Annotated in this window: 15 protein-coding genes, 4 pseudogenes and 1 other annotated feature; of the genes and pseudogenes, 15 read left to right on the top strand and 4 right to left on the bottom strand. The window is 58.5% G+C overall.

The genetic code is table 11. The features are described 5' to 3' along the window. Both NKI64_RS28925 and NKI64_RS32235 read right to left on the bottom strand, forming a co-directional pair. Positions 1–1012: KUP/HAK/KT family potassium transporter (locus NKI64_RS28925; RefSeq protein ID WP_352671541.1), on the bottom strand; the 1012-nt coding region annotated here is incomplete at its 3' end. A 59-nt stretch (positions 1013–1071) separates the two neighbouring features. Beyond that, positions 1072–1230, bottom strand: a pseudogene (locus tag NKI64_RS32235) (IS6 family transposase); the annotation flags it as partial. Between the two features lie 283 nt (positions 1231–1513). Here NKI64_RS32235 and NKI64_RS28920 point away from each other — a divergent pair. Further along, positions 1514–2413: pseudogene (locus NKI64_RS28920) on the top strand (IS3 family transposase); the annotation flags it as partial. Further along, positions 1765–1881, top strand: a sequence feature (AL1L pseudoknot). Its footprint overlaps the pseudogene before it by 117 nt. On the opposite strand, the pseudogene NKI64_RS28915 reads toward NKI64_RS28920, so the two are convergent. Continuing rightward, positions 2392–3818, bottom strand: a pseudogene (locus NKI64_RS28915) (IS30 family transposase). The pseudogenes NKI64_RS28920 and NKI64_RS28915 sit on opposite strands and share 22 nt — an antisense overlap. 30 nt (positions 3819–3848) lie before the next feature. Between NKI64_RS28915 and NKI64_RS28910 the strand changes: the two are divergent. From NKI64_RS28910 to virD4, 3 genes and pseudogenes are all read left to right on the top strand, one after another. After that, positions 3849–4151, top strand: a pseudogene (locus NKI64_RS28910) (transposase domain-containing protein); the annotation flags it as partial. 535 nt (positions 4152–4686) lie between these two features. Further along, positions 4687–5229, top strand: coding sequence for a hypothetical protein (locus tag NKI64_RS28905; RefSeq protein WP_352671538.1), 543 nt, complete (start codon positions 4687–4689; stop codon positions 5227–5229). A gap of 229 nt (positions 5230–5458) precedes the next feature. Then, positions 5459–7204, top strand: a complete 1746-nt coding sequence (virD4, locus tag NKI64_RS28900) for a type IV secretion system ATPase VirD4 (RefSeq protein ID WP_352463798.1) — start codon at positions 5459–5461, stop codon at positions 7202–7204. Positions 7205–7825: 621 nt separating this feature from the next. On the opposite strand, the gene virG is transcribed toward virD4, so the two are convergent. After that, positions 7826–8551 (bottom strand): two-component system response regulator VirG, encoded by a 726-nt coding sequence (gene virG, locus NKI64_RS28895; RefSeq protein ID WP_023685159.1) that lies wholly within the window; start codon positions 8549–8551, stop codon positions 7826–7828. Between the two features lie 1291 nt (positions 8552–9842). On the opposite strand from virG, the gene NKI64_RS28890 reads away from it, so the two are divergent. The 11 genes from NKI64_RS28890 (at position 9843) to virB11 (ending at position 19279) form a co-directional block, all read left to right on the top strand. Beyond that, positions 9843–10628, top strand: coding sequence for a type IV secretion system lytic transglycosylase VirB1 (locus NKI64_RS28890; protein ID WP_023673708.1), 786 nt, complete (start codon positions 9843–9845; stop codon positions 10626–10628). Between the two features lie 74 nt (positions 10629–10702). Next, the gene (gene virB2, locus NKI64_RS28885; protein ID WP_023673707.1) at positions 10703–11008 is read left to right on the top strand and encodes a pilin major subunit VirB2; all 306 of its coding nucleotides are present in this window, start codon (positions 10703–10705) and stop codon (positions 11006–11008) included. Continuing rightward, positions 11008–11334, top strand: coding sequence for a type IV secretion system protein VirB3 (locus tag NKI64_RS28880; RefSeq protein ID WP_023673706.1), 327 nt, complete (start codon positions 11008–11010; stop codon positions 11332–11334). The genes virB2 and NKI64_RS28880 overlap by 1 nt, the downstream gene beginning before the upstream one ends. Next, the gene (gene virB4, locus NKI64_RS28875) at positions 11334–13703 is read left to right on the top strand and encodes a type IV secretion/conjugal transfer ATPase VirB4 (RefSeq protein ID WP_023685155.1); all 2370 of its coding nucleotides are present in this window, start codon (positions 11334–11336) and stop codon (positions 13701–13703) included. The genes NKI64_RS28880 and virB4 overlap by 1 nt, the downstream gene beginning before the upstream one ends. A gap of 13 nt (positions 13704–13716) precedes the next feature. Next, positions 13717–14400, top strand: a complete 684-nt coding sequence (locus NKI64_RS28870; RefSeq protein ID WP_023673704.1) for a TrbJ/VirB5 family protein — start codon at positions 13717–13719, stop codon at positions 14398–14400. Positions 14401–14458: 58 nt separating this feature from the next. Continuing rightward, positions 14459–15346, top strand: a complete 888-nt coding sequence (locus NKI64_RS28865; RefSeq protein ID WP_023673703.1) for a type IV secretion system protein — start codon at positions 14459–14461, stop codon at positions 15344–15346. A 27-nt stretch (positions 15347–15373) separates the two neighbouring features. Beyond that, positions 15374–15532: a type IV secretion system lipoprotein VirB7 gene (locus NKI64_RS28860; RefSeq protein ID WP_081726271.1), complete on the top strand. Its 159-nt coding sequence runs from the start codon at positions 15374–15376 to the stop codon at positions 15530–15532. Then, entirely contained in the window at positions 15529–16242 is a 714-nt protein-coding gene (locus NKI64_RS28855) for a type IV secretion system protein VirB8 (RefSeq protein WP_023707035.1), read from the top strand. The genes NKI64_RS28860 and NKI64_RS28855 overlap by 4 nt, the downstream gene beginning before the upstream one ends. Beyond that, complete coding sequence (locus NKI64_RS28850) at positions 16239–17123, top strand: TrbG/VirB9 family P-type conjugative transfer protein (protein WP_023690639.1); 885 nt, start codon at positions 16239–16241, stop codon at positions 17121–17123. Before NKI64_RS28855 ends, NKI64_RS28850 begins: the two co-directional genes overlap by 4 nt. Beyond that, a complete protein-coding gene (gene virB10, locus NKI64_RS28845) occupies positions 17116–18255 on the top strand; it encodes a type IV secretion system protein VirB10 (RefSeq protein WP_352671534.1) in 1140 nt (379 codons plus the stop codon). The genes NKI64_RS28850 and virB10 overlap by 8 nt, the downstream gene beginning before the upstream one ends. After that, the gene (gene virB11, locus NKI64_RS28840; protein ID WP_352671531.1) at positions 18239–19279 is read left to right on the top strand and encodes a P-type DNA transfer ATPase VirB11; all 1041 of its coding nucleotides are present in this window, start codon (positions 18239–18241) and stop codon (positions 19277–19279) included. Before virB10 ends, virB11 begins: the two co-directional genes overlap by 17 nt. Positions 19280–19930: the final 651 nt, after the last annotated feature.

The raw sequence follows: 19930 nt of genomic DNA, 5'->3' as shown, positions 1-19930 counted from the left end.
GCATATTGAGCTGCACCGCCTGCCGGGTCAGCGAGAAGGCGCCGGAGATGACCGCCTGGCTGGCGATAACCGTCGCCGCGGTTGCCAATACCACCATCGGGATTAGCGTCCAGCCTTCGTTCATCTCGAAGAATGGATGGCCGACGACGCCGTTCTTGGCCAGCACGAAGGCGCCTTGCCCGGCATAATTGAGCAGCAGGCAAGGAAACACGATCGCCAGCCAGGCCAGCACGATCGGCTTGCAGCCGAAATGGCCGAGATCGGCATAGAGTGCTTCGGCGCCGGTGACGGCGAGGAAGATGGCGCCGATGGTCACGAAAGCGACGTCGGGCGAATTGATCAGGAAGGCGACGATGTAGTGCGGGCTCACCGCCCACAGGATTTCTGGATCGGCGATGATGTGGTTGAGACCGGAAAGGCCAATTGCCAGGAACCATACGGCGGTCACCGGGCCGAACACCAATCCCACCCCGCCGGTGCCAAAGCGCTGCACCGCGAACACCATGGCCAGGATGACCAGTGTCAGCGGCACCACATAGGGCTGGAAGGTCGGCGTGACGACGTTCATACCCTCGACCGCCGACAGCACCGAAATCGCGGGCGTGATGACCGCGTCGCCGAAAAACAGCGAGGCGCCGACGATGCCGATGCCCAGGATCACCGCCGACCGCTTGGGGAAACTGCCGCGCGCTAGCGCCATCAGCGACAGCACGCCGCCCTCGCCGCCGTTATCGGCGCGCAGCACGAACATGATGTACTTGATGGTGACGATGATAGTCAGCGACCAGATGATCAGCGACAGCACGCCGAGGATATCGCCGCGCTCGGCGACATTGCCGCCCGACGACGCCACCAGCGCCTCACGGAACGCGTAGATCGGGCTGGTGCCAATATCGCCATAGACAACGCCGAGCGCGCCTAGCATCAGCACCTTGGTGCTGTCCTGTTCGATTTCGGGATGGCTCGATTGTTCGACGGGTTCTGCCTCGCTACCAGCATTGGTAAGGGCCATGGACGACACTCCGATAAGGGGCCGCCCTCTACCTTTGCTGCACTGCAATATCAAGTGCCGCGACGTAATGGCTCCGTATGCGGACCGCATTTGTTGCCGCACCGGCGGATTGTCTCATACGAAACCACGATCCCGCTCCCGGGCCATTTCCTCGACGAGACACAGGCTCAAGGGGACCTGAAGCAGGGCCAGACCGGATGGGCGATGATCTGCGGCAGGAAACGATGGCGCTGCTTGTAGCTGACGGCATATCTTTCTCCTTTGTGTGTCTGCCAGACGAGCGGGCGGGCACGGAAGTGGTCGCGCTCTGGCTGCCAGACATACTCGTCCAACCTGATGAAAACCTGACTTGTACACCCAGCCCAAACAGGTGCGAGGGGTCGGTCTATTACCAAAGGCTCTGAGGTGATTCTCTAGGGTTCCCGCCCAGATTGATCCGTGACCCTTGTTGTGTGCCGCCCCGGGTTGATCGGAGGCTCCAACTCCTGAGAAGGTGGAACCATGACAAGCAAGGCGACCAACAAGTTCTCTCCCGAGGTCCGGACCCCCCGCGGTGCGGCTGGTTCTGGATCACGAACGCGAGCATACGTCGCGGTGGGCGGCGGTTTCATCGATCGCCGCCAAGCTCGGCTGCAAGAAAGCCGAGCGTGACGGCGGCGTGCGCGCCGGAGTTCCCACGGATGCTGCGACGAAACTGAAGGCTCTGGAACGCGAGAGCCGCGAGCTTCGCAGGCCAACGAGAGCAAGGCTTCCGCGTATTTTGCCCAGGCGAAGCTCGACCGCCGGTTCAGGCCACGATCGCGTTCATCGACGATCACCGCAAGGCGCATGGGGTTGAGCCGATCTGCAAGGTGCTGCCGATCGCCCCGTCGACCTACCACGACCATGTCGTCAAGCGCGTCGACCCCTGCCGGCTGTCGGCTCGGGCAAGATGGGATACAGCCTCGAAGGATGAGGTCCGACGGGTTTGAGGCGAACTTCCGCGTCTGCGGCATTCGCAAGGTCTGGCGGCGGTTGCGTCGCGAGGGCTTCGAGGTCGCCCGCTGCACGGTTGCCCGCTTGATGAAGGCCATGGGCCTCGAAGGCATCGTCCGCGGCAAGCCGATCCGCACTACGGTGAGCGACAAGGCCGCACCTTGCCCTCTCGACCACGTCAACCGCCAGTTCCATGCTCCGGCGCCGAACATGCTGCGGGTCTCCGACTTCACCTGCGTCGCGACCTGGACGGGCTTCGTCTATGTCGCCTTTGTCATCGACACCTATGCCCGTCGGATCGTCGGCTGGCGGGTGAGCCGGACGGCGCATGCAGCCTTCGTTCTCGATGCCCTGGAACAGGCTCTCCATGATCGGCGGCCCGCGCGGGGAGGCGGGCTCATCCATCACAGCGATAGAGGCAGCCAAGGCGGATTCAACCGGATCGTCGCAACACCGGCATCATACTGTCCCCCAAGGAGCTGGTCGAGGAGTTCGGCAGGTGTTTTCCAGCCGAGCGTTTTGCGCGGTCTTGTGTTGATAGCATGGGCAACTGCGTCCAGTTCCCGGGCTGTGTGCCGACTGAGATCCGTGCCCTTTGGAAAGTACTGTCTCAGCAAGCCATTGGTGTTTTCGTTGGAGTCTCGCTGCCACGGGCTTGGGGATCGCAGAAGTAAATCTCGAGCCCGGTGTCGATGCGCAGGTCGGCTGCTGCGCCATTTCCGCTGCATGGTCCCAAGTCAGCGACTGACGCAGCTGCTCGGGAAATTTGCCCATGGATCGGGCTATGGCTCTGCGGACTGCTTCAGCGCCGTGGCCGGCAAGTGGTGGACCGTTCTTGATGCGCAGGCTCTGCTGATAGCCATGCATGCGCGGCAGGTGAAGCACGCATTGTGAAGCGTGAACTTCGTTCCACGAGCGTACCGATCGCCTAGCTTCCGAGGCCAAGGACGAGGTCGCCTTCCCAATGTCCGGGGACAGCCCGATCGGCAATTTCGGCCGGACGGTCGCTTATTATAAGGGCGTCTCCAATGAAGGACTTGCTGCGAACTCGGGCCCGTTCGCGCGGTACGCGCAACGCTCGGCCTGAACGCAGACATGCGGTCAGTCCTCGGCGCAATGCTCCGCGTCCTTGAATGTACAAGGACTGATAGATCGTCTCGTGGCTGATCCGCATGGTTTGATCCTCTGGGTAATCGATCTGAAGCCGATTTAGCGATCTGCTCGGGGCTCCAGGCTGCCGACCACCTCCGGCTCTGTCGTTTTTTCCATACCCACCTTGGGGCCCTCGAATGAGGCGCCATTGGGATTGGTGACTTTGCCGGCCAAGCGCTCCTCAACATTCACGCAGAGCCGGATTGACCGCCAGCTTGCCAGGAGGCCGCCGGGACTCACGATCGGCGTGCCATTGGGCGGCACTGGCCGGTAATCCAGATTGCCGCTGCGCGTCGCGGCATTGCGCCTGACCTCCCGCGAGATTGTGCTCGGCGGCCGACCTAGCTTACGAGCAATGGCCCGGATGCCGATTCCCTTGGCAAGCTCAAGCGCAATATCCTCGCGCTACCGAAAGAAAGATATCGCCCCGAAGGCGGCTTCGCCCACGGCGCTAAATGCGTTGGCGGCATCCCTCCTGCACTCCGAACCAGCGCGGACCAAGAGGCGTTGATATACTGGCATCCAGTGCGGCCTCCTCGCTCGAACGTCCCAAGGCAATAGCTTGCCAGAACCGGAAGCGATTCTCACGCTGCCAGGCAGGCGGACGCCCGGGCGAATCTAGCTTCTTTCGAGTGCACCGATCTAAGCGCGTTGGTGAACCGTCATTGCAACCTCCAATCCCTTGGTGTTGCGACGACCGGTTGAATCCGCCCAACACGTCAGCATTCAATACACCGAGCGCTTGGCGGAGGCCGGCGTCGAACCCGCGGTGGGCAGTGTCGGCGACTCTTTCGATAATGCTCTCGCCGAAACGATCAACGGTCTTTGCAAGGCCGAGGTGATCCATCGACGCGGACCCTGGCGCTCATTCGAGGCCGTCGAGTTCGCCACGCTCGAATGGGTCGACTGCTTCAACAATCGCTGGCTGCTGGAGCCCATCGGCAACATCCCGCCGGCCGAAGCCGAGGAACGCTACTACGCCATGTTGGATGAACCAGCCATAGCCGCGTGACTCAAACGAAACGGCCACCGGAATGCCCGGGGCAGTTCACATCGCATTTGATGCCAGCTTCATCGTATTTTCTTCGGCTTGGACGGGCACTTGGCAGACCCACAGAGCTGGGAACCCTTTGCCATACTACAACTGTAACATCATATCGGTTTAGCAGGTCAAGCTTCGGTGGTAACCTCATTGGGTAGAATAACTACTTTGGAGGCTAGCAATGGATCGCGATAACAAACGGGCACGTGCAGCTGCAAGATCATCTCAAGGCGTGGGGAGCAGTAGCCTCCGTGACGTTCCAGAGGGGCCATTGAGCGATGTTGCAGAACGGCTGGTAACCGCTAACCCGCGCGATACAGCGCGAAATCTCGGGGGCTTCAAAGGCCTCGGGACGCACGAGCGAACAGCCGTTCGGGGCACTCAACCCGGGCCAGAAACTGACCTCGCGAGATTTGAGAGGCGGACCAATCGGCTTGGACGATCAGCCATCAATCTGGCCGCGACATTAACAGCCGAATTGGGGTACAGCACGGATGACATAGCATTGCAGAAAGTCGGAGCGGCCAGTAATCTAGGCGATTACCTAACGCCAGGGCTGCAAGATGCTATTGTTAATCGCATTGGCAACATGGATCCGCCGTCGCAAGCTCTCGGAGGTTATTACGTTGCGCCACACTTCAGTAAGTTTACTGACGAAAACAAATCTCGCATTCTTGATCAAGCCATTGGATTGGCTTCTTCTGATCCGGATGGCAATGTCAGGATGATGGCATCCAATGCTATTCTCAACATGTATCAACAGTTAGACGCAAATCAACAGGCCCAAGCTCACTCAGTTTTTCCCGGCATGCAACACATCTTGCCGCACATGCCGCCGCCGCAGCATGCAGCAGAGGAACGGAGTGCGAATCTGGACGGCCACATAGCAGGTATTGAGGCTGCAGTCCGTGATACAGTAGGCCCGCAAACCTCCTATGAACAGCTGCAGCGGGGTGCTCAAGTCGGGCGGTCCATAAGCCAAGCCTACAATCACGCCCGAGAGGACCTAATGGAGGCCACCCGAAGCAGAGATCGCTCCGGCCGTTGAGGTCTCGGCCATGGTACAGTGACGCTTTCTCTCCCGAATTCCGTCTACGGCCTTGCCGTTTCCAATTCGCTGGCCGTTGACGTACAAAAACCACGTCTGCCGGGTGATGCGCTGCAAGCATCGCACCACCCACTGCGGCATCGATCTGTCGAGCGGCGACATCGCGCGACGCCGGTTCGGTCTCTGAAGCACGCGCAGCATTAGCTACGGCTAATCCGGCAATGGAACAATGCTTTCAACAAAAACGACGCCCCCCAACATAGCCATTAGCATCGCGTGCTCACTCGCCGTGGGCTTCTGTGCGGCAAGTCTTTACGCAACCTTCCGTCACGGCGGCAGCGGCGAGGCTCTGATGGCGTTTGATGTCCGTGCCTTTTGGTTTGAGACGCCCTTCTATTTGGGTTTCGCAACCCCCGTTTTCTATCGGGGCGCGGCTATCGTGCTCTCGACGTCCGCGGTCGTCTTGCTGATTCAGCAGATCGTATTGCGCCGCAAGCTCGAACACCACGGGACGGCTCGTTGGGCTCGAGTGGATGAAATGCGACGCACGGGATATCTGCGACGATACCGTGGCGTGACAGGGCCGGTGTTTGGGAAGACAAGTGGCCCTTTCTGGCCTGGCTACTACCTGACCAATGGCGAGCAGCCTCACAGCCTCATCGTTGCACCGACCCGCGCTGGCAAGGGCGTCGGCATAGTCATTCCAACGCTACTTACATTCAAAGGCTCGGTGATAGCTCTGGACGTCAAGGGGGAGCTCTTTGAGCTCACCTCGAGGGCGCGCAAAGCCGCAGGTGACGACGTGTTTAAATTCGCGCCGCTGGATTCGGAGCGGCGCACAAACTGCTACAATCCGCTGTTGGATCTTATAGCGCTGCCTCCACAGCAGCAATTCACCGAAGCCCGCCGCTTGGCCGCAAACCTGATTACGGCCAAGGGGGAGGGCGCGGAAGGTTTCGTCAGCGGCGCGCGAGATATCTTTGTCGCGGGAATCCTTGCCTGCATCGAGCGGGGCACGCCAACAATCGGCGCCGTCTATGACCTCTTCGCCCAGCCGGGGGAGAAGTTTAAGCTCTTCGCGCGACTCGCCATGGAGACTCAGAACAAAGAGGCACAACGCATCTTCGACGACATGGCGGGGAACGATACGAAAATCCTAACCTCCTACACTTCCGTGCTCGGCGATGGCGGGCTCAACCTGTGGGCGGATCCCGCTGTAAAGGCGGCCACAAGTCGCTCGGACTTTTCGGTCTATGATCTTCGCCGTCGCAGAACGTGCATCTATCTTTGCGTTGGTCCGAACGACCTTGAGGTGATCGCGCCTTTGATACGCTTGTTTTTTCAGCAAATCGTTTCAATTCTGCAGCGGTCGCTGGCCGGCCGGGATGAAAAGCACGAGGTTCTCTTCCTGCTCGATGAGTTCAAGCACCTGGGTAAGCTGGAGGCGATCGAGACCGCAATCACGACTATCGCGGGCTACAAGGGGCGTTTCATGCTCATCATCCAAAGCCTTTCGGCACTGACGGGGGCTTATGGAGAGGCTGGCAAGCAGAATTTTCTCAGCAATACCGGACTGCAAGTGTTCATGGCCACGGCTGATGACGAGACTCCGAACTACATTTCCAAGGCCATCGGTGAATACACGTTTGAAGCCAAATCGATTTCCCACAGCCAGGCGCGAACGTTCGACTGGACCATTCAGAATTCACATCAAGGTGCACCGCTATTGCGTCCCGAACAGGTTCGGCTGCTCGATGACGACTACGAGATTGTTCTCATCAAAGGTCTGCCACCATTAAAATTGAGGAAGGTGCGTTATTTCTCGGATCGCATTCTGAAACGCATCTTTGAACGCCAGACAGGCGCCCTCCCGGAGCCGGCGCCCTTGACGGGAGCAGAGGAGGCGCTCTCCGCCGAATCTCAACTCGATGACCCGCTGTGTGAATTGGCGCAGGACTTTGACGATACAGTTTGATGTGAGGCTGTGTGGACCCCGCGAGAAAATCCATCCCGTGTAGCAGCTTTGTGGCAGGTGCAGGACGCCGGCTTGGAAGAGGGGCAAGCGGGCCAAGCCCGGCAACTTGAGCAGCACGTGTCCGAGGCGCTCCGGCCGCTGTTCGATGGTCGAGCTGACGAGCCGCCAACCAATCCAGAGGAGCTTCTGCGACTGGAACAGGGGGTTTCGCGAGGTGCTTCAGCGAGGGCAGGATCATCAAGCCGCCTCGTCTTTTTTCAGCAACCCAGGGATGCCCGATGGACGGGATGACCTCAACAGAAGCGTGTCGGAGGCTTTCGCAAGCTCTGGGACGCCGGAGTTCGGGCCGCCGCCCCCAGTCTTGGCTGCCAGCCAACAGCAGATCCGCCCTTCGCCGGATGAGCTTGACCATGCAACCACCTGCCACCCGAGTGAGTCGTCCCAACAATGAACATTCACCAGCGCTGTTGTGGTCAGCGCAGACGCAGAGGGCCCTGAATGCGCCGCAAGCCGTCGCCATTCAGCAGCAGCTGAGCGAAATCGGCAATTCAGGCGGCCGCGTGCATATGCAGAGAGGGGCTTGATCAGCCTCGTCACCCCAATCTCCAGCATAGCTCACTGTCACGCGGCCAACGTGCCTCCGTAGCTAACATCCACGTCAGCGTTGAAGAAGTACCCTGCGCCACGGGATGTTTTGACCAGGCGAGGGTTGGCCGCATCAGCCTCCAGCTTTCGGCGCAAGCGCATGATTAGGACATCGATACTTCGATCGTACACCTCTTCTCCACGCACACGGCTCGCGAGCAAAAGCCGTTCTCTGGATAGCACGTTGCGGGGGTTCTCCAGAAATGCGATCAAGAGATTGAACTCACATGCGGTAAGCTTGACCTCGCCACGCTCCGCACAGATCAGTCGCCGCTGCTTCACGCTGAGCTTCCAGGCCCCAAAGCGAAATGAGCGCTGCTCTCTGGTTCGCGGACTAGAAATGCGCTGGCGTAGCGCTACTCGAATGCGGGCCAGGAATTCGCGCATCCCGAAAGGCTTGGGAATGAAATCGGTTGCGCCGAGCTCCAGTGCAACCACTTTTTCCGCCTCATCAAGCCGGTCGCCGCTGATCACTATGATAGGAACATCCGATTTTGTCGCCAGATTGCGGACGATCGCAAGTCCATCCTCCCGGCCTAGGTTAAGGTCAACAACCACGAGATCGACTGGCTCACGTGAAAGAACATAGTCAAACTGCTTGCTATCGTGGACTGCGGTTACCTTCAGGGCATGCATCGTGAGATACTCGGCGATGAGGCGCCGCATTGCGGCATCATCGTCAATGACAAGAACATGTTTCAACGGCACACCTTCAATCTTGAATCCCCTTGTCTAAACCTGTTGCCGAGCAACCCTGGGGCACCGACCCAGAACAGCTGCTCCTTGATACCACTCGCCGTTGCGTGCGGCCAATGTGAGGCCGTGCTCGTCCTGTTCTTTTCATCCCCACCGAATTGACCGCACCAAGGCAGCCCGTGGCCACCAGACAGATCCCAGCGCCGACATGACCCTGCCGTGTGGTCCTTCGCTTTTTCGCTTCGAGCTCCCCCGTTGGTGCAGGCCTGCCAATATCACTCAAGTTCGACCTCATGGATGCCAAGTTTCCTGCTATGCCCTTGCATCCTGGTCATCCTGCAGTTTGCGGACCTGGATCATCTCGATATCATCCGGCTCGTGGATCCAGCTCGGACATGGTTGAGCAGCGCGGCGTTTGGCTTGATCGGAGAGGCGGTCGGCGGAAGAAGACCGTGATTCGCTGCAGCGGCCTTGTGCAAAATAGTGTGTCTCCTGCCAAGCCGGCTTCGTCCAAGGTGGCCGGCGGCCTCAAATGCTGTTCGGCGACCGGCAGGTCGCCGGTTGCGGTGAACGTCCGGGCTAACATTTCTCAGTTACTGCAACTCCTCCATCTTGAGCGTGTCACTATGCTTGTCCATTGCGCCGTCGGACTGCGTCAATGACGTGCGGTTATCTGCCGATGGGACTGTGCATGATCCACCCTTTGGCGGCGGCGGCCGAACAGCTGAACGAGGCTCGCACCAGGATGGGCTGCGCCGCCACGTCTTCCCAGTTGACCCTCGCCGCCGCGGATTTGCGCCTTCGAGCCAGCTTCGCGGACGAGCTCGCGTCTCAAGCAATGATCTGAGTATGCAGGGCCGCGCATGGCTGCTCTTTAAGGACCGGCAGCATACCGGCAAAGTTGGGCCGCTTTATCGCCTTAGTCGATTCCCCACGGTGATCCCGAGCCTGAACAAGCCCGCCAAGCTCCCCATTTTGTCCTTGGCTTGGCGCTGACAGAAGTACCGTCCATGACGCCAAAGTCGCGGCCCACACTCCAGGAGCAACGGACGGCCGGGACGAGCAATCCTGTAAAGGAGTCATTGTACCAAGATGCTCCGGATGTCGCTGGCTGATCGGGCCCGCGCCACCCACGCATGCGCAAGATGCTCACCCACGCTGATACGAACACGGTCTTTGCTTCAATTGAAACCGAAAAGCTGAACTTGAACATCACACAGTAACAAACCTCCCCGATAAGCGCGTGCCGGACAGGGCCAGAACCCGTCCGGCGGCTTGGAAAGGTAGGTGATAGGGAATGTTTATTGCAGCTTGGCCGCTGGCCATCGTCCTGATGACATCCATGTCACTCCCAGCCGAGCCCGCGCCACTTTCTCCGCGTGAGTTCCGCAGCCTGTCGCGCAAATGCGCCCCCTGGGTTGCGCCGTCCACCCTGGCCGCGATTGCCAAGATTGAAAGTGGCTTTGAAACGCTGGTGGCTCATGACAACACCACAGGTGAGCAGCTTCGCTGGATAGACCACCTGGAAGCCACGCGGGGCATCAAGGAACGCCTCGAAGCACAACATTCTGTCGATGTTGGATTGATGCAGATAAACAGCAAGAACTTTGCCATGCTCAATCTCACGCCGGAAAGGGCTTTCGAGCCCTGCGCCTCGCTTTCGGCTGCCGCCCACCTGCTTGAAAGCCGGTATGCCGGCGGCACCACTGCTGTGGCACAGCAACTGGCGCTTCGCCGTGCCATCTCGGCCTATAACACGGGCGACGTCACGCATGGCTTCGCCAACGGTTATGTACGCAAGGTCGAGTCGGCCGCAAAGGACATCTCAAGTCTCCTTGAGAGAACGCTGGAGCCGACTGCTCGAGATGTGCCGCACCTTGAGGCACCCGGTCGGAAAGCCGTGCCGCCTCTGCTCCAGCAGAGCCAACAGGCCAATAGAAAGAAGCAGCCCAACCAAGATTCTTGGGACATCTGGGGCTCGTATCAGCCAGACCGCTCCGGGGCCGATCCCTCCGATCCGACAGGCAGCCAGGCTGCGAAAGCACGGGAACCCTCGAACCCGAACAAACTCGTATTCGATTGAAACATGGAGATGCAATGATGACGCCACTCAAGATACTTCGTGCGCTTAAAACGCGTGTTCCTTCGCCTTTTTCCATGCTGCGCATGGCGGCTGAATATGTACCGGCCGCTGCTGCAGGCGCGGCGTGGACGGTCTTCTACAGCGGGCCAGCCGCGGCTCAGGTGACCGGAGGGACGGATCCTGCCAAGATGGTCCAGAATATCTGCACGTTCATACTTGGCCCCTTTGGACAATCACTGGCCGTGCTCGGGCTCGTAGCCATCGGTATCTCTTGGATGTTCGGTCGTGCTTCACTTGGCCTGGTTGCGGGTGTCGTTGGAGGGATCGTCATCATGTTCGGGGCCAGCTTCCTGGGCAAGGCGCTCATAGGCGGCGGCTGATGAGCGACCGGTTGGAAGTGAGCACCCTCTATGTGGCGGCGACGCGCCCCGCACTGTTTCTGGGGGTGCCGCTGACGCTGGCCGGATTGCTCATGATGTTGGCTGGGCTTGTTATCATTATCCTTCAGAACCCGCTCTACGAAATCGTTCTCGTGCCACTCTGGTTCGGAGCACGGCTGGTTGTTGAGCGTGACTATAACGCGGCAAGCGTCGTGCTGCTCTATTTGCAGACGGCCGGCAGAAGCGTGGACGGGCCGGTCTGGGGAGGCGCAAGCGTCAGCGCCAATCCGATCAGAGTGCCGAAACGCGGAAGAGGAATGGTGTAATGTTCGGCGCCAGCGGCCGGACCGAGAGGTCTGGCGAGATCTACCTTCCGTATGTTGGTCACGTAAGCGATCAGGTTGTCCTTCTGGAAGACGGATCGATCATGGCCATGGCACATGTGAACGGTGTGCCCTTTGATTTGGAAGACGCTGAGATGCGCAACTCGCGCTGCCGCGCGTTCAACACTCTCTTGCGCAACATCGCCGATGACAATGTCTCGATATACGCTCATCTTGTGAGACACAACGATGTGCCGGCGCCGGCGCCGCGCCAGTTTCAAAGTGCATTCGCTGGCAGTCTGAGCGAGGCCTACGAGCGTCGTGTGCTGTCGGGAAAGCTCTTTCGCAACGATCACTTCCTCACTTTGATCGTGTCCCCCCGCACCGCAATCGGCAAGATCGGCTTGCGGATTGCCAAGTCCCGCAGACGGAATGAGCACGATCTAGCCACCCAAATGCGGAGCCTGGAAGACCTCTGGCACATCACTGCTGGCGCACTCGGCGGTTACGGTCTGCGCCGGTTGGGCATTCGTGAGAAAGGCAACGTGCTCTTCACGGAAATCGGCGAGGCGCTTCGGCTCATGATGACTTGCCGGTTTCTTCCGGTTCCGATGGTTACCGGCTCACTTGGCGCCTCGATCTACACTGACCAGGTCATCTGCGGGAAGCGGGCGCTTGAGATTCGAAGGCCCGGGGATAGCTCCGTCGGATCATTGTTTTCGTTCCGTGAATATCCGGCGACGACGCGGCCGGGCATGCTAAATTCCTTGCTGTCCGCCAACTTCCCGCTTGTCCTGAGCCAGAGCTTTTCCTTCCTCACTCGCCCACAAGCTCATGCCAAACTAAGCCTTAAGTCCAGCCAGATGACGAGTGCCGGCGACAAGGCTCTCACCCAGATCAATGAACTTGCCGAGGCAGAGGACGCACTGGCAAGCAACGAATTCGTGATGGGTTCGCATCATCTGAGCCTGTGCGTCTATGCCGACAGCCTCAATAGCCTTGCAGATCGCGCAGCAAGTGCCCGCGCACGGCTGGCCGACGCGGGCGCCGTTATCGTCCAAGAGGGCATCGGCATGGAGGCCGCATATTGGTCCCAACTTCCGGGGAACAACAGGTGGCGCACGCGCCCGGGGGCGATCACCTCACACAATTTTGCCGGGCTCGTCTCATTTGAGAACTTCCCAAGCGGTTCCAGTTCCGGCCACTGGGGCAATGCTGTTGCGCGCTTTCGCACAAACGGTGGAACTTCTTTCGACTACATCCCCCATGAGAATGACGTCGGCATGACGGCAATATTCGGGCCCGTTGGCAAAGGCAAGACGACGCTGATGACCTTTGTCCTCGCGATGCTTGAGCAAAGCTTGGTCGATCGCAATGGTGCGATCGTCTTCTTCGACAAGGATCGGGGTGGTGAACTGCTGGTGCGAGCCACGGGAGGGACATATCTTGCGTTGCGCAGAGGCGCTCCGAGCGGCTTGGCCCCTCTGCGTGGACTGGACAACACCTCCGCCTCCCGGGACTTTCTGCGCGAGTGGTTGATGGCCCTGATCGAGAGTGACGGCCGTGGTCCGATCTCGCCGGAGGAAAGCCGTCGGCTGGAACGCGGCATTGTTCGTCAGCTTTCGTTCGAACCCCCTATGCGCTCACTTGCGGGCCTGCGCGAGTTCCTATTGCACAGCCCCTCCGAGGGCGCAGGAGCACGGCTGCAGCGGTGGTGTAGAGGGGGGGCGCTTGGATGGGCCTTTGACGGCGACGTGGACGAAGTAAGGCTGGATGCCTCCATTACGGGCTTCGACATGACGCAGCTCCTGGAATATGAGGAGGTCTGTGCACCGGCCGCCGCATACCTTCTGCATCGAGTGGGCGCTATCGTCGATGGTCGTCGGTTCGTCATGAGCTGCGACGAATTTCGATTCTATCTACTCAACCCCCAATTCTCGGCCGTTATCGACAAGTTCTTGCTCACGGTCCGCAAAAACAACGGCATGTTGATACTCGCAACGCAGCAGCCTGAACACGTTCTGGAATCGCCTCTCGGAGCTAGTCTCGTTGCGCAATGTATGACGAAAATTTTCTACCCATCACCGACGGCGGACCGCTCTGCGTATGTCGATGGCTTGAAGTGCACTGCGCAGGAGTTCGAGGCAATCCGCCAGGGAATGGCAATCGGCAGCCGCAAGTTTTTGCTCAAGCGCGATAGCGGGAGTATTGTTTGCGAATTCGATCTTGGGCAGATGCGCGAGTACGTAGCCGTACTCTCGGGGCGGGCCAACACAGTGCGCTTTGCCGACCAGCTTCGTAACCAGCACGGAGACGCCCCAAGTGGGTGGCTCGACAAGTTCATGGCCCGGTACCACGAAGTTCAAGACTGACGGAGGAATATTTATGAAATTTGCCAAACTTGCAGTAACGACCCTTGCTGCTTCCCTTCTGCTTCACGGACAGGCCCGTTCGCAATTTATCGTCAGCGACCCTGTAACAGAAACACAAGCGACCTTAACAGCGCTTTCCAATGCGGCGATCCTTGAGAGGTCAATCGAGACGCTCGCTACCACGATTGAAATGGTGACAATTCTAACGTCGTCATTCGCTGTCACGGGACTGCTAAGCTCACTTAACCAAGGAAATCACTACCCGTCGAGCAATAAGCTGGAGGAGCAGATGTTTGATGCTCGGGCGCCAGCTTCGATTATGGCCCGTAACATTGCGAAGGACCCAAATCGGATAGTCAACGGCACCGATTCAGAAGCGAAACTGTTACAGGGACAAATCGCCGGGGCCGCCAATGCCGCAGCTATTGCAGCCGACACTTTGGGCATGATGGACAAGCGCCTTAAGGATAACGCCGGCACGCTTGGTCAGCTTTCCCGCTCGGGAAATATTATGCAGGCCACCGTGACCAACGGTCTGGTCCTCAAGCAGATTCACGATGCGATGATCCAAAATGTCCAGGCCACAAGTCTGCTGACAATGGCCACTGCACAAGGGAGCCTTCACGCCGTGGAGGAGGCCGCCACGCAGCGTCGCGAACATCAGGACACCGCTAATATGTTTAGCATCCTCCCGTAAACCACACAGAGTTCATCAGGCTCAGCTGCGCTGATCAGGGACACATCAGGCTCACGCCATGAATTTCAAAATTCCCGCGCCATTCACGACTATACACACGATCTTTCATGGGGCCTTCACGTCCGGGCTGCACAAAGTGCTTGAAAACGTCCAAGCGGCGGTCAGTGCGCCTCTGGTTGCGTGTGTCACGCTCTGGATAATAATCCAAGGCTGTCTGGTCATGCGTGGTCAAGTCGATGCGCGCGGGGGTATCTCGCGCGTAATCATGGTGTCGATTGTCGTCGCCCTTATCTTAGGGCAGGCCAACTATCAGCAGTACATTGAAGCGCTCTTCGACGACACGATTCCGAGGTTGGCTCACGACATCAGTGGCAGCGACTTGCCCTTCATCGGAATCCCCCAGAAGCTCGATCTCATGTTTGCTTCAAGCCAGTATGTCTTTCAGCTGATTGCTTCCGAAATTGGGCCTATGAACGGCCAGGACATACTTGCTTTCGAGGGAGCGCAATGGATTTTCTACGGCGCGCTGTGGACAGCGTTCGAGATCTACGATGCCGTTGGAATTCTGACGAAGGTGCTCTTGACGATCGGCCCCCTGGTCCTTGTAGGCTACCTTTTTGATCACACTCGAGACATAGCCACCAGATGGATCGGCCAACTGCTCTCGTACGGGCTGCTGCTTCTCCTCCTCAACATCGTTGCAACGATAGTAATCGCTGCCGAAGCAGTCTCGCTGGCAGCCATGCTTTTGATGATCAAATTCTCGGGCACGACAGCAGCCAAGATCATCGGGCTTTACGAGCTCGACATGCTTTTCCTAGCTGGTGACGCTCTGATCGTCGCGCTTCCGACGATCGCCAGCAGCATCGCCGGCGGCTCTTGGGGAGGTGCGAACCGACCTCTTAACAGCCTCAATCGCCACTTTGCCAAAACGGCGGGTGCTTAATCAATCGACAAGCTCGGTGCCAAAAACATGAAATATTGCCTACTTCTGTCAATCCTCGCTTTGGCCGCCTGCAAGACGAGCCATGGGCTTGCGACATGCGCGGGTGCCCCATTCCAACTGAACGTGGGACAATGGGAAACCACCCCTGAGGATCTTCGGGTCGAATGCGCGGAAGAGCCAAAGTGAAAGTTCCTGAACATGCCCTTCTGGTGGAGAGAGAAACGCTAGCCGCCCACTATAAGAAGGTGGAAGCGTTTCAAACTTCACGAGCGAAGTCTGCGCGGCGCCTGTCAAAGGCCCTGATAGCCTTTGCCGCAGCGGCGGTCCTAGGAAATGTTGCACAGGCATTTACCATTGCTGCCATGGTCCCGTTGGCCAAGCTCGTACCTGTGTTCCTCTGGGTCCGGCCGGATGGGACCGTCGACAGCGAAGTGTCAGTCTCTCGACTGCCGGCAACCCAAGACCGAGCCGTCATAAATGCTTCGCTGTGGGAATATGTTCGCCTGCGCGAGGGGTACACAGCAGATACAGCCCAATACGCCTATGACCTCGTATCCAGTTTCAGCGCGCCGGCTGTGCGACAGCAATATCAAGATTTCTTCAACTATCCGAATCCCACCTCGCCGCAAGTCACGGTCGGCAAACGCGGCAAGCTCGAGGTCGGGCATATTTCTTCAAACGACATCAGTCCGGACGTTCAACAGATCCGTTACAAACGTACGCTTGTTGTCGATGGGCAGATGCCGATAGTGACCACCTGGACAGCTACCATCCGCTACGAGCGCTTGACGGGTCTGCCTGGGCAATCGAGGCTCACCAATCCGGGAGGTCTACTCGTCGCTTCCTATCAAAGCTCGGAAGATAGCGTATCGAACCTGGGCTATGTGCAGCCATGACAAAAAGAGCGTTTCTCGCGCTGGTCTGTTCACTCTTCTTAACGATGGAAGCGTCCGCGGAAGACACACCACTTGCCGGCAAGCATGATGCGCGCATGCGCTACCTGGCTTACCGTCCTGACGAAGTGGTGCGCCTGTCTACCGCAGTGGGGGCAACGCTGGTTGTCACATTCGCGGCCAACGAGACAGTCGCAGCCGTGGCCGTTTCCAATAGCAAAGACCTGGCTGCGCTCCCGCGCGCCAACTATCTCTTTTTTAAGGCTAGCCGGATGCTCCCGCCGCAGCCCGTCATTGTGCTGGCCGAGAGTGAGTCCGGTACACGGAGATACGTCTTCAGTATTTCAACGAGAGCGATGCCAAAACTCGATGAGAAGCAACCTGACCTATACTACAGTGTGCAGTTCACCTATCCTGCTGATGACGCTGCTGCTCAGAGAAAGGACGCAGAAAGGCGCTCGATTCTTGGTCAGGCCCGGGCGAAAGTGCTGCGCGACGAGAGAGTTCAGGATTTGTTGAATCGGCCCGCCGCAACTACCAGTCCGGACGAAAGCAATTTTCACTACGTCGCAAAGGGCGATCGATCGCTGGCGCCGCTGGAAGTTTTCGATAATGGCTTTACCACCGTATTTGGCTTCGCAAGCAATTCCCGCATACCCTCCCTCTACATTATCAATCCCGACGGCAAGGAAGCCGCTGCCAATTACACGGTCAAAGGAGACTATGTTGAAGTATCCGCAGTCGCCCGGGAATGGCGTCTGAGAGATGGCAATACGGTCTTGTCCATTTTCAACAGGGCTTATGACCCTGTGGGACGAGCGCCAGGGACCGGTACAGTGACACCCGACGTGTGGCGCGTTTTGAAAGGCCCGGCCGATGAATGAAACCGGCCCACAGTCGGGACATGATGTCCATGCCTCAGGATCGATGGTCTCGGAGCCGGCCCGCCGGCATGTTTCGGGATTGCAGAAGTTGGCCATCGCTGCACTTGTTCTCATCTCATCTCTATCGCTCATCTGGCTCGGCGGTCGTCCCAGCACACAAGACGAGCCAACTCAGCCAAAACCTGCAATTGTCGCCGACGCCGAGCCATTCCGCCCCGTGCCGATTGAGATTGCTCCCGAAGCTCCAGCACCCGTACAGGCGGCGCAGACAGGAGATCCTGCGCCATCCATGTCGCCTCCGGCGCCAGCTGATCCGCCGCCGGAGGAAACACCAATTTTCGCCTACAGTGGCAGCGGTCAAATGCCCAACGACGGTCAGCGGAGCGAAGACAACCATAGGGATGCTCCCGCGACCTCGCATGAGATTTCAGAGGCTGGCGATCTGACGAGGCGATTGAAGCCAGAAATACAGGAGCCAAGCCGGGCCACACTTTTGCCGCACCCTGATCTCGTGATTACCCAAGGAACGATAATACCCTGCATTTTGCAAACGGCAGTCGACACAAATTTACCGGGTTATGTGAAGTGCGTCTTACCTAAAGACGTCCGCGGCGCCACCAACAACGTGGTGCTTTTGGATCGCGGGACGACCGTGATTGGCGAGATCCAGCGTGGTCTCCAACAGGGGGATGCGCGTGTCTTCGTGCTGTGGACGCGCATCGAAACGCCTGACCATGCCCTCGTTTCGCTAGCGTCGCCGGGCGCTGACGAGCTCGGCCGCTCCGGAATGCCTGGCACGGTGGATAATCACTTCTGGCAGCGCTTTGGCGGAGCAATGCTCATGAGCGTCATTCAAGGCGCGTTTCAGGCCGCCGGTCAATACGCTGGCAGCTCAGGTGGAGGAAGCGGCATCAACAGCTTCCAGAGCAACGCCGGACAAGCCGTTGACACGACCCTTAGAGCAACGATCAACGTTCCGCCAACTCTGAAGAAAAACCAGGGAGATGCTGTATCGATCTTTGTGGCTCGGGACCTCGATTTCTCAGATGTATACGATCTTAGACCGATCGCCGTGGCGCCAGCCCCCCAACATCGCCAACGCCGGAGAGACAACAATGCGACCGGAGGCTGACCCTCAATTGCGTTTGCTTCTCAACCCTGTTTTGAAATGGCTTGAGGAGCCAAGGACCGAAGAGGTCGCTATCAACCGGCCTGGGGAAGCCTTTGTCCGACAGGCCGGCGTTTTCACGAAACATCCGCTGCCGCTATCTTATGACGATCTGGAGGACATCGCGATCCTCGCTGGAGCGCTGCGCAAGCAAGATGTCGGACCGCAAAGCCCCCTCTGTGCGACTGAGCTGCCGAACGGAGAGCGGCTGCAGATCTGTTTGCCGCCCGCTGTTCCCTCAGGAACAATAAGCCTGACGATACGGCGTCCCTCAAGTCGTGTGACCGAACTCAAGGAAGTTTCTTCTCGCTACGAATACTCGCGTTGGAATCAATGGCGGTCACGAAAGGAGCGCCAAGAGCGGCAGGACGAAACGATTCTTCGGCACTACGACCATGGTGACTTGGAGCAATTTTTGCGAGCATGCGTTTGCGGGCGGCTCACGATGCTGCTTTGCGGACCTACTGGAAGCGGCAAAACGACAATGAGCAAGACTTTGATCAACGCTATACCCCCGCAAGAGAGGCTGATAAGTATCGAGGACACGCTCGAACTTGCAATCCCGCACGAGAACCATGTCCGGTTACTTTATCCGAAGGACCGAGCAAGCGTAGGTGCGGTGACAGCCGAGCAACTGTTGCAAGCCAGCTTGCGCATGCGCCCTGATCGAATATTGCTTGGCGAGATGCGCGATGATGCTGCTTGGGCCTACCTTAGCGAAGTCGTCTCCGGCCATGCGGGATCAATATCAACGATTCATGGGGCGGATCCGGTCCAAGGCTTTAAAAAGCTCTTTTCACTCGTCAAGAGCAGCCCGCAAGGAGCTGCTGTGGAAGACCACACGCTTCTTGACCTGCTGTCGGCTGCCATTGACGTCATTGTGCCGTTCAGTACCCACGGCGACGTGTATGAGGTGGGGGAGGTGTGGCTCGCCGCCGATGCCCGGCGACGCGGAGAGACAGTAGCCGACCTTCTTAACAAGCACTAAGGCTAGAGCACGTCGGGGATCGGTAAGTCGTTTGTGATACGATGGCGTAATTTGTTCAGATTGAACGTCCACTTTGATTTGAGGGAGGTGGATAATGGGAGGAGGACTGGGCGTAGACCTTCGGTCACAAGTCTGAAGTCTTCGGGCGCCCTGTCGGCGCGGCAAGTTGCGGCACGATTCGACTGGGTGTATCGAGCGCGTCCGCTGAATTGCGCGGGCGACGCTCACCGAGCTGGTGCCGATGCCTGCTTCAAAAGCGGCATCGACACCCGGCAGTCGTACCCTTGATTTACCTAGCCGCGCTCAATGAGTGTCTTCAAAGCCGCCGAACGTGGTTCGGAATGACCGGTGGTAAATCGGGAAGTGCCATATAGGGAATCCTCCTGGTATTGCCTCCAGGGGGTCCTCTCAATGAACAAAGCCGCAACCTGCCCTTGCGACCTCAGCTGGATGTTGCGACGCAACCCATAGGAGGATCGATGCGCAGAGAAATCGCAGGCAGAGTCGGTGGCATTGTGGGCCCGCCGACCGACGGTTTCAGCCCGTCAACAGGTCTTCACGTGTTCCATCCCCGACTATTGCAGGCGTGCGGCTTGCATGCTCCCGCGATCACCCATCGGAAAGAGCGTTACGAACACTACGAAGAGTTGC

The sequence above is a fragment of the Mesorhizobium sp. M0478 genome, assembly GCF_040321305.1.
In the GTDB taxonomy this organism is placed as follows: Bacteria; Pseudomonadota; Alphaproteobacteria; order Rhizobiales; family Rhizobiaceae; genus Mesorhizobium.
The sequence above is the reverse complement of the archived record's forward strand: the minus strand, read 5'-3'. Positions and strand labels throughout refer to the sequence as shown.

What these genes read in the sequence shown, in the direction of transcription:
- virD4 (WP_352463798.1), top strand. Translation starts at nt 5,459, where the DNA reads ATGCTTTCAACAAAAACGACGCCCCCCAACATAGCCATTAGCATCGCG.
- NKI64_RS28890 (WP_023673708.1), top strand. Translation starts at nt 9,843, where the DNA reads ATGTTTATTGCAGCTTGGCCGCTGGCCATCGTCCTGATGACATCCATG.
- virB2 (WP_023673707.1), top strand. Translation starts at nt 10,703, where the DNA reads ATGCTGCGCATGGCGGCTGAATATGTACCGGCCGCTGCTGCAGGCGCG.
- NKI64_RS28880 (WP_023673706.1), top strand. Translation starts at nt 11,008, where the DNA reads ATGAGCGACCGGTTGGAAGTGAGCACCCTCTATGTGGCGGCGACGCGC.
- virB4 (WP_023685155.1), top strand. Translation starts at nt 11,334, where the DNA reads ATGTTCGGCGCCAGCGGCCGGACCGAGAGGTCTGGCGAGATCTACCTT.
- NKI64_RS28870 (WP_023673704.1), top strand. Translation starts at nt 13,717, where the DNA reads ATGAAATTTGCCAAACTTGCAGTAACGACCCTTGCTGCTTCCCTTCTG.
- NKI64_RS28865 (WP_023673703.1), top strand. Translation starts at nt 14,459, where the DNA reads ATGAATTTCAAAATTCCCGCGCCATTCACGACTATACACACGATCTTT.
- NKI64_RS28860 (WP_081726271.1), top strand. Translation starts at nt 15,374, where the DNA reads ATGAAATATTGCCTACTTCTGTCAATCCTCGCTTTGGCCGCCTGCAAG.
- NKI64_RS28850 (WP_023690639.1), top strand. Translation starts at nt 16,239, where the DNA reads ATGACAAAAAGAGCGTTTCTCGCGCTGGTCTGTTCACTCTTCTTAACG.
- virB10 (WP_352671534.1), top strand. Translation starts at nt 17,116, where the DNA reads ATGAATGAAACCGGCCCACAGTCGGGACATGATGTCCATGCCTCAGGA.
- virB11 (WP_352671531.1), top strand. Translation starts at nt 18,239, where the DNA reads ATGCGACCGGAGGCTGACCCTCAATTGCGTTTGCTTCTCAACCCTGTT.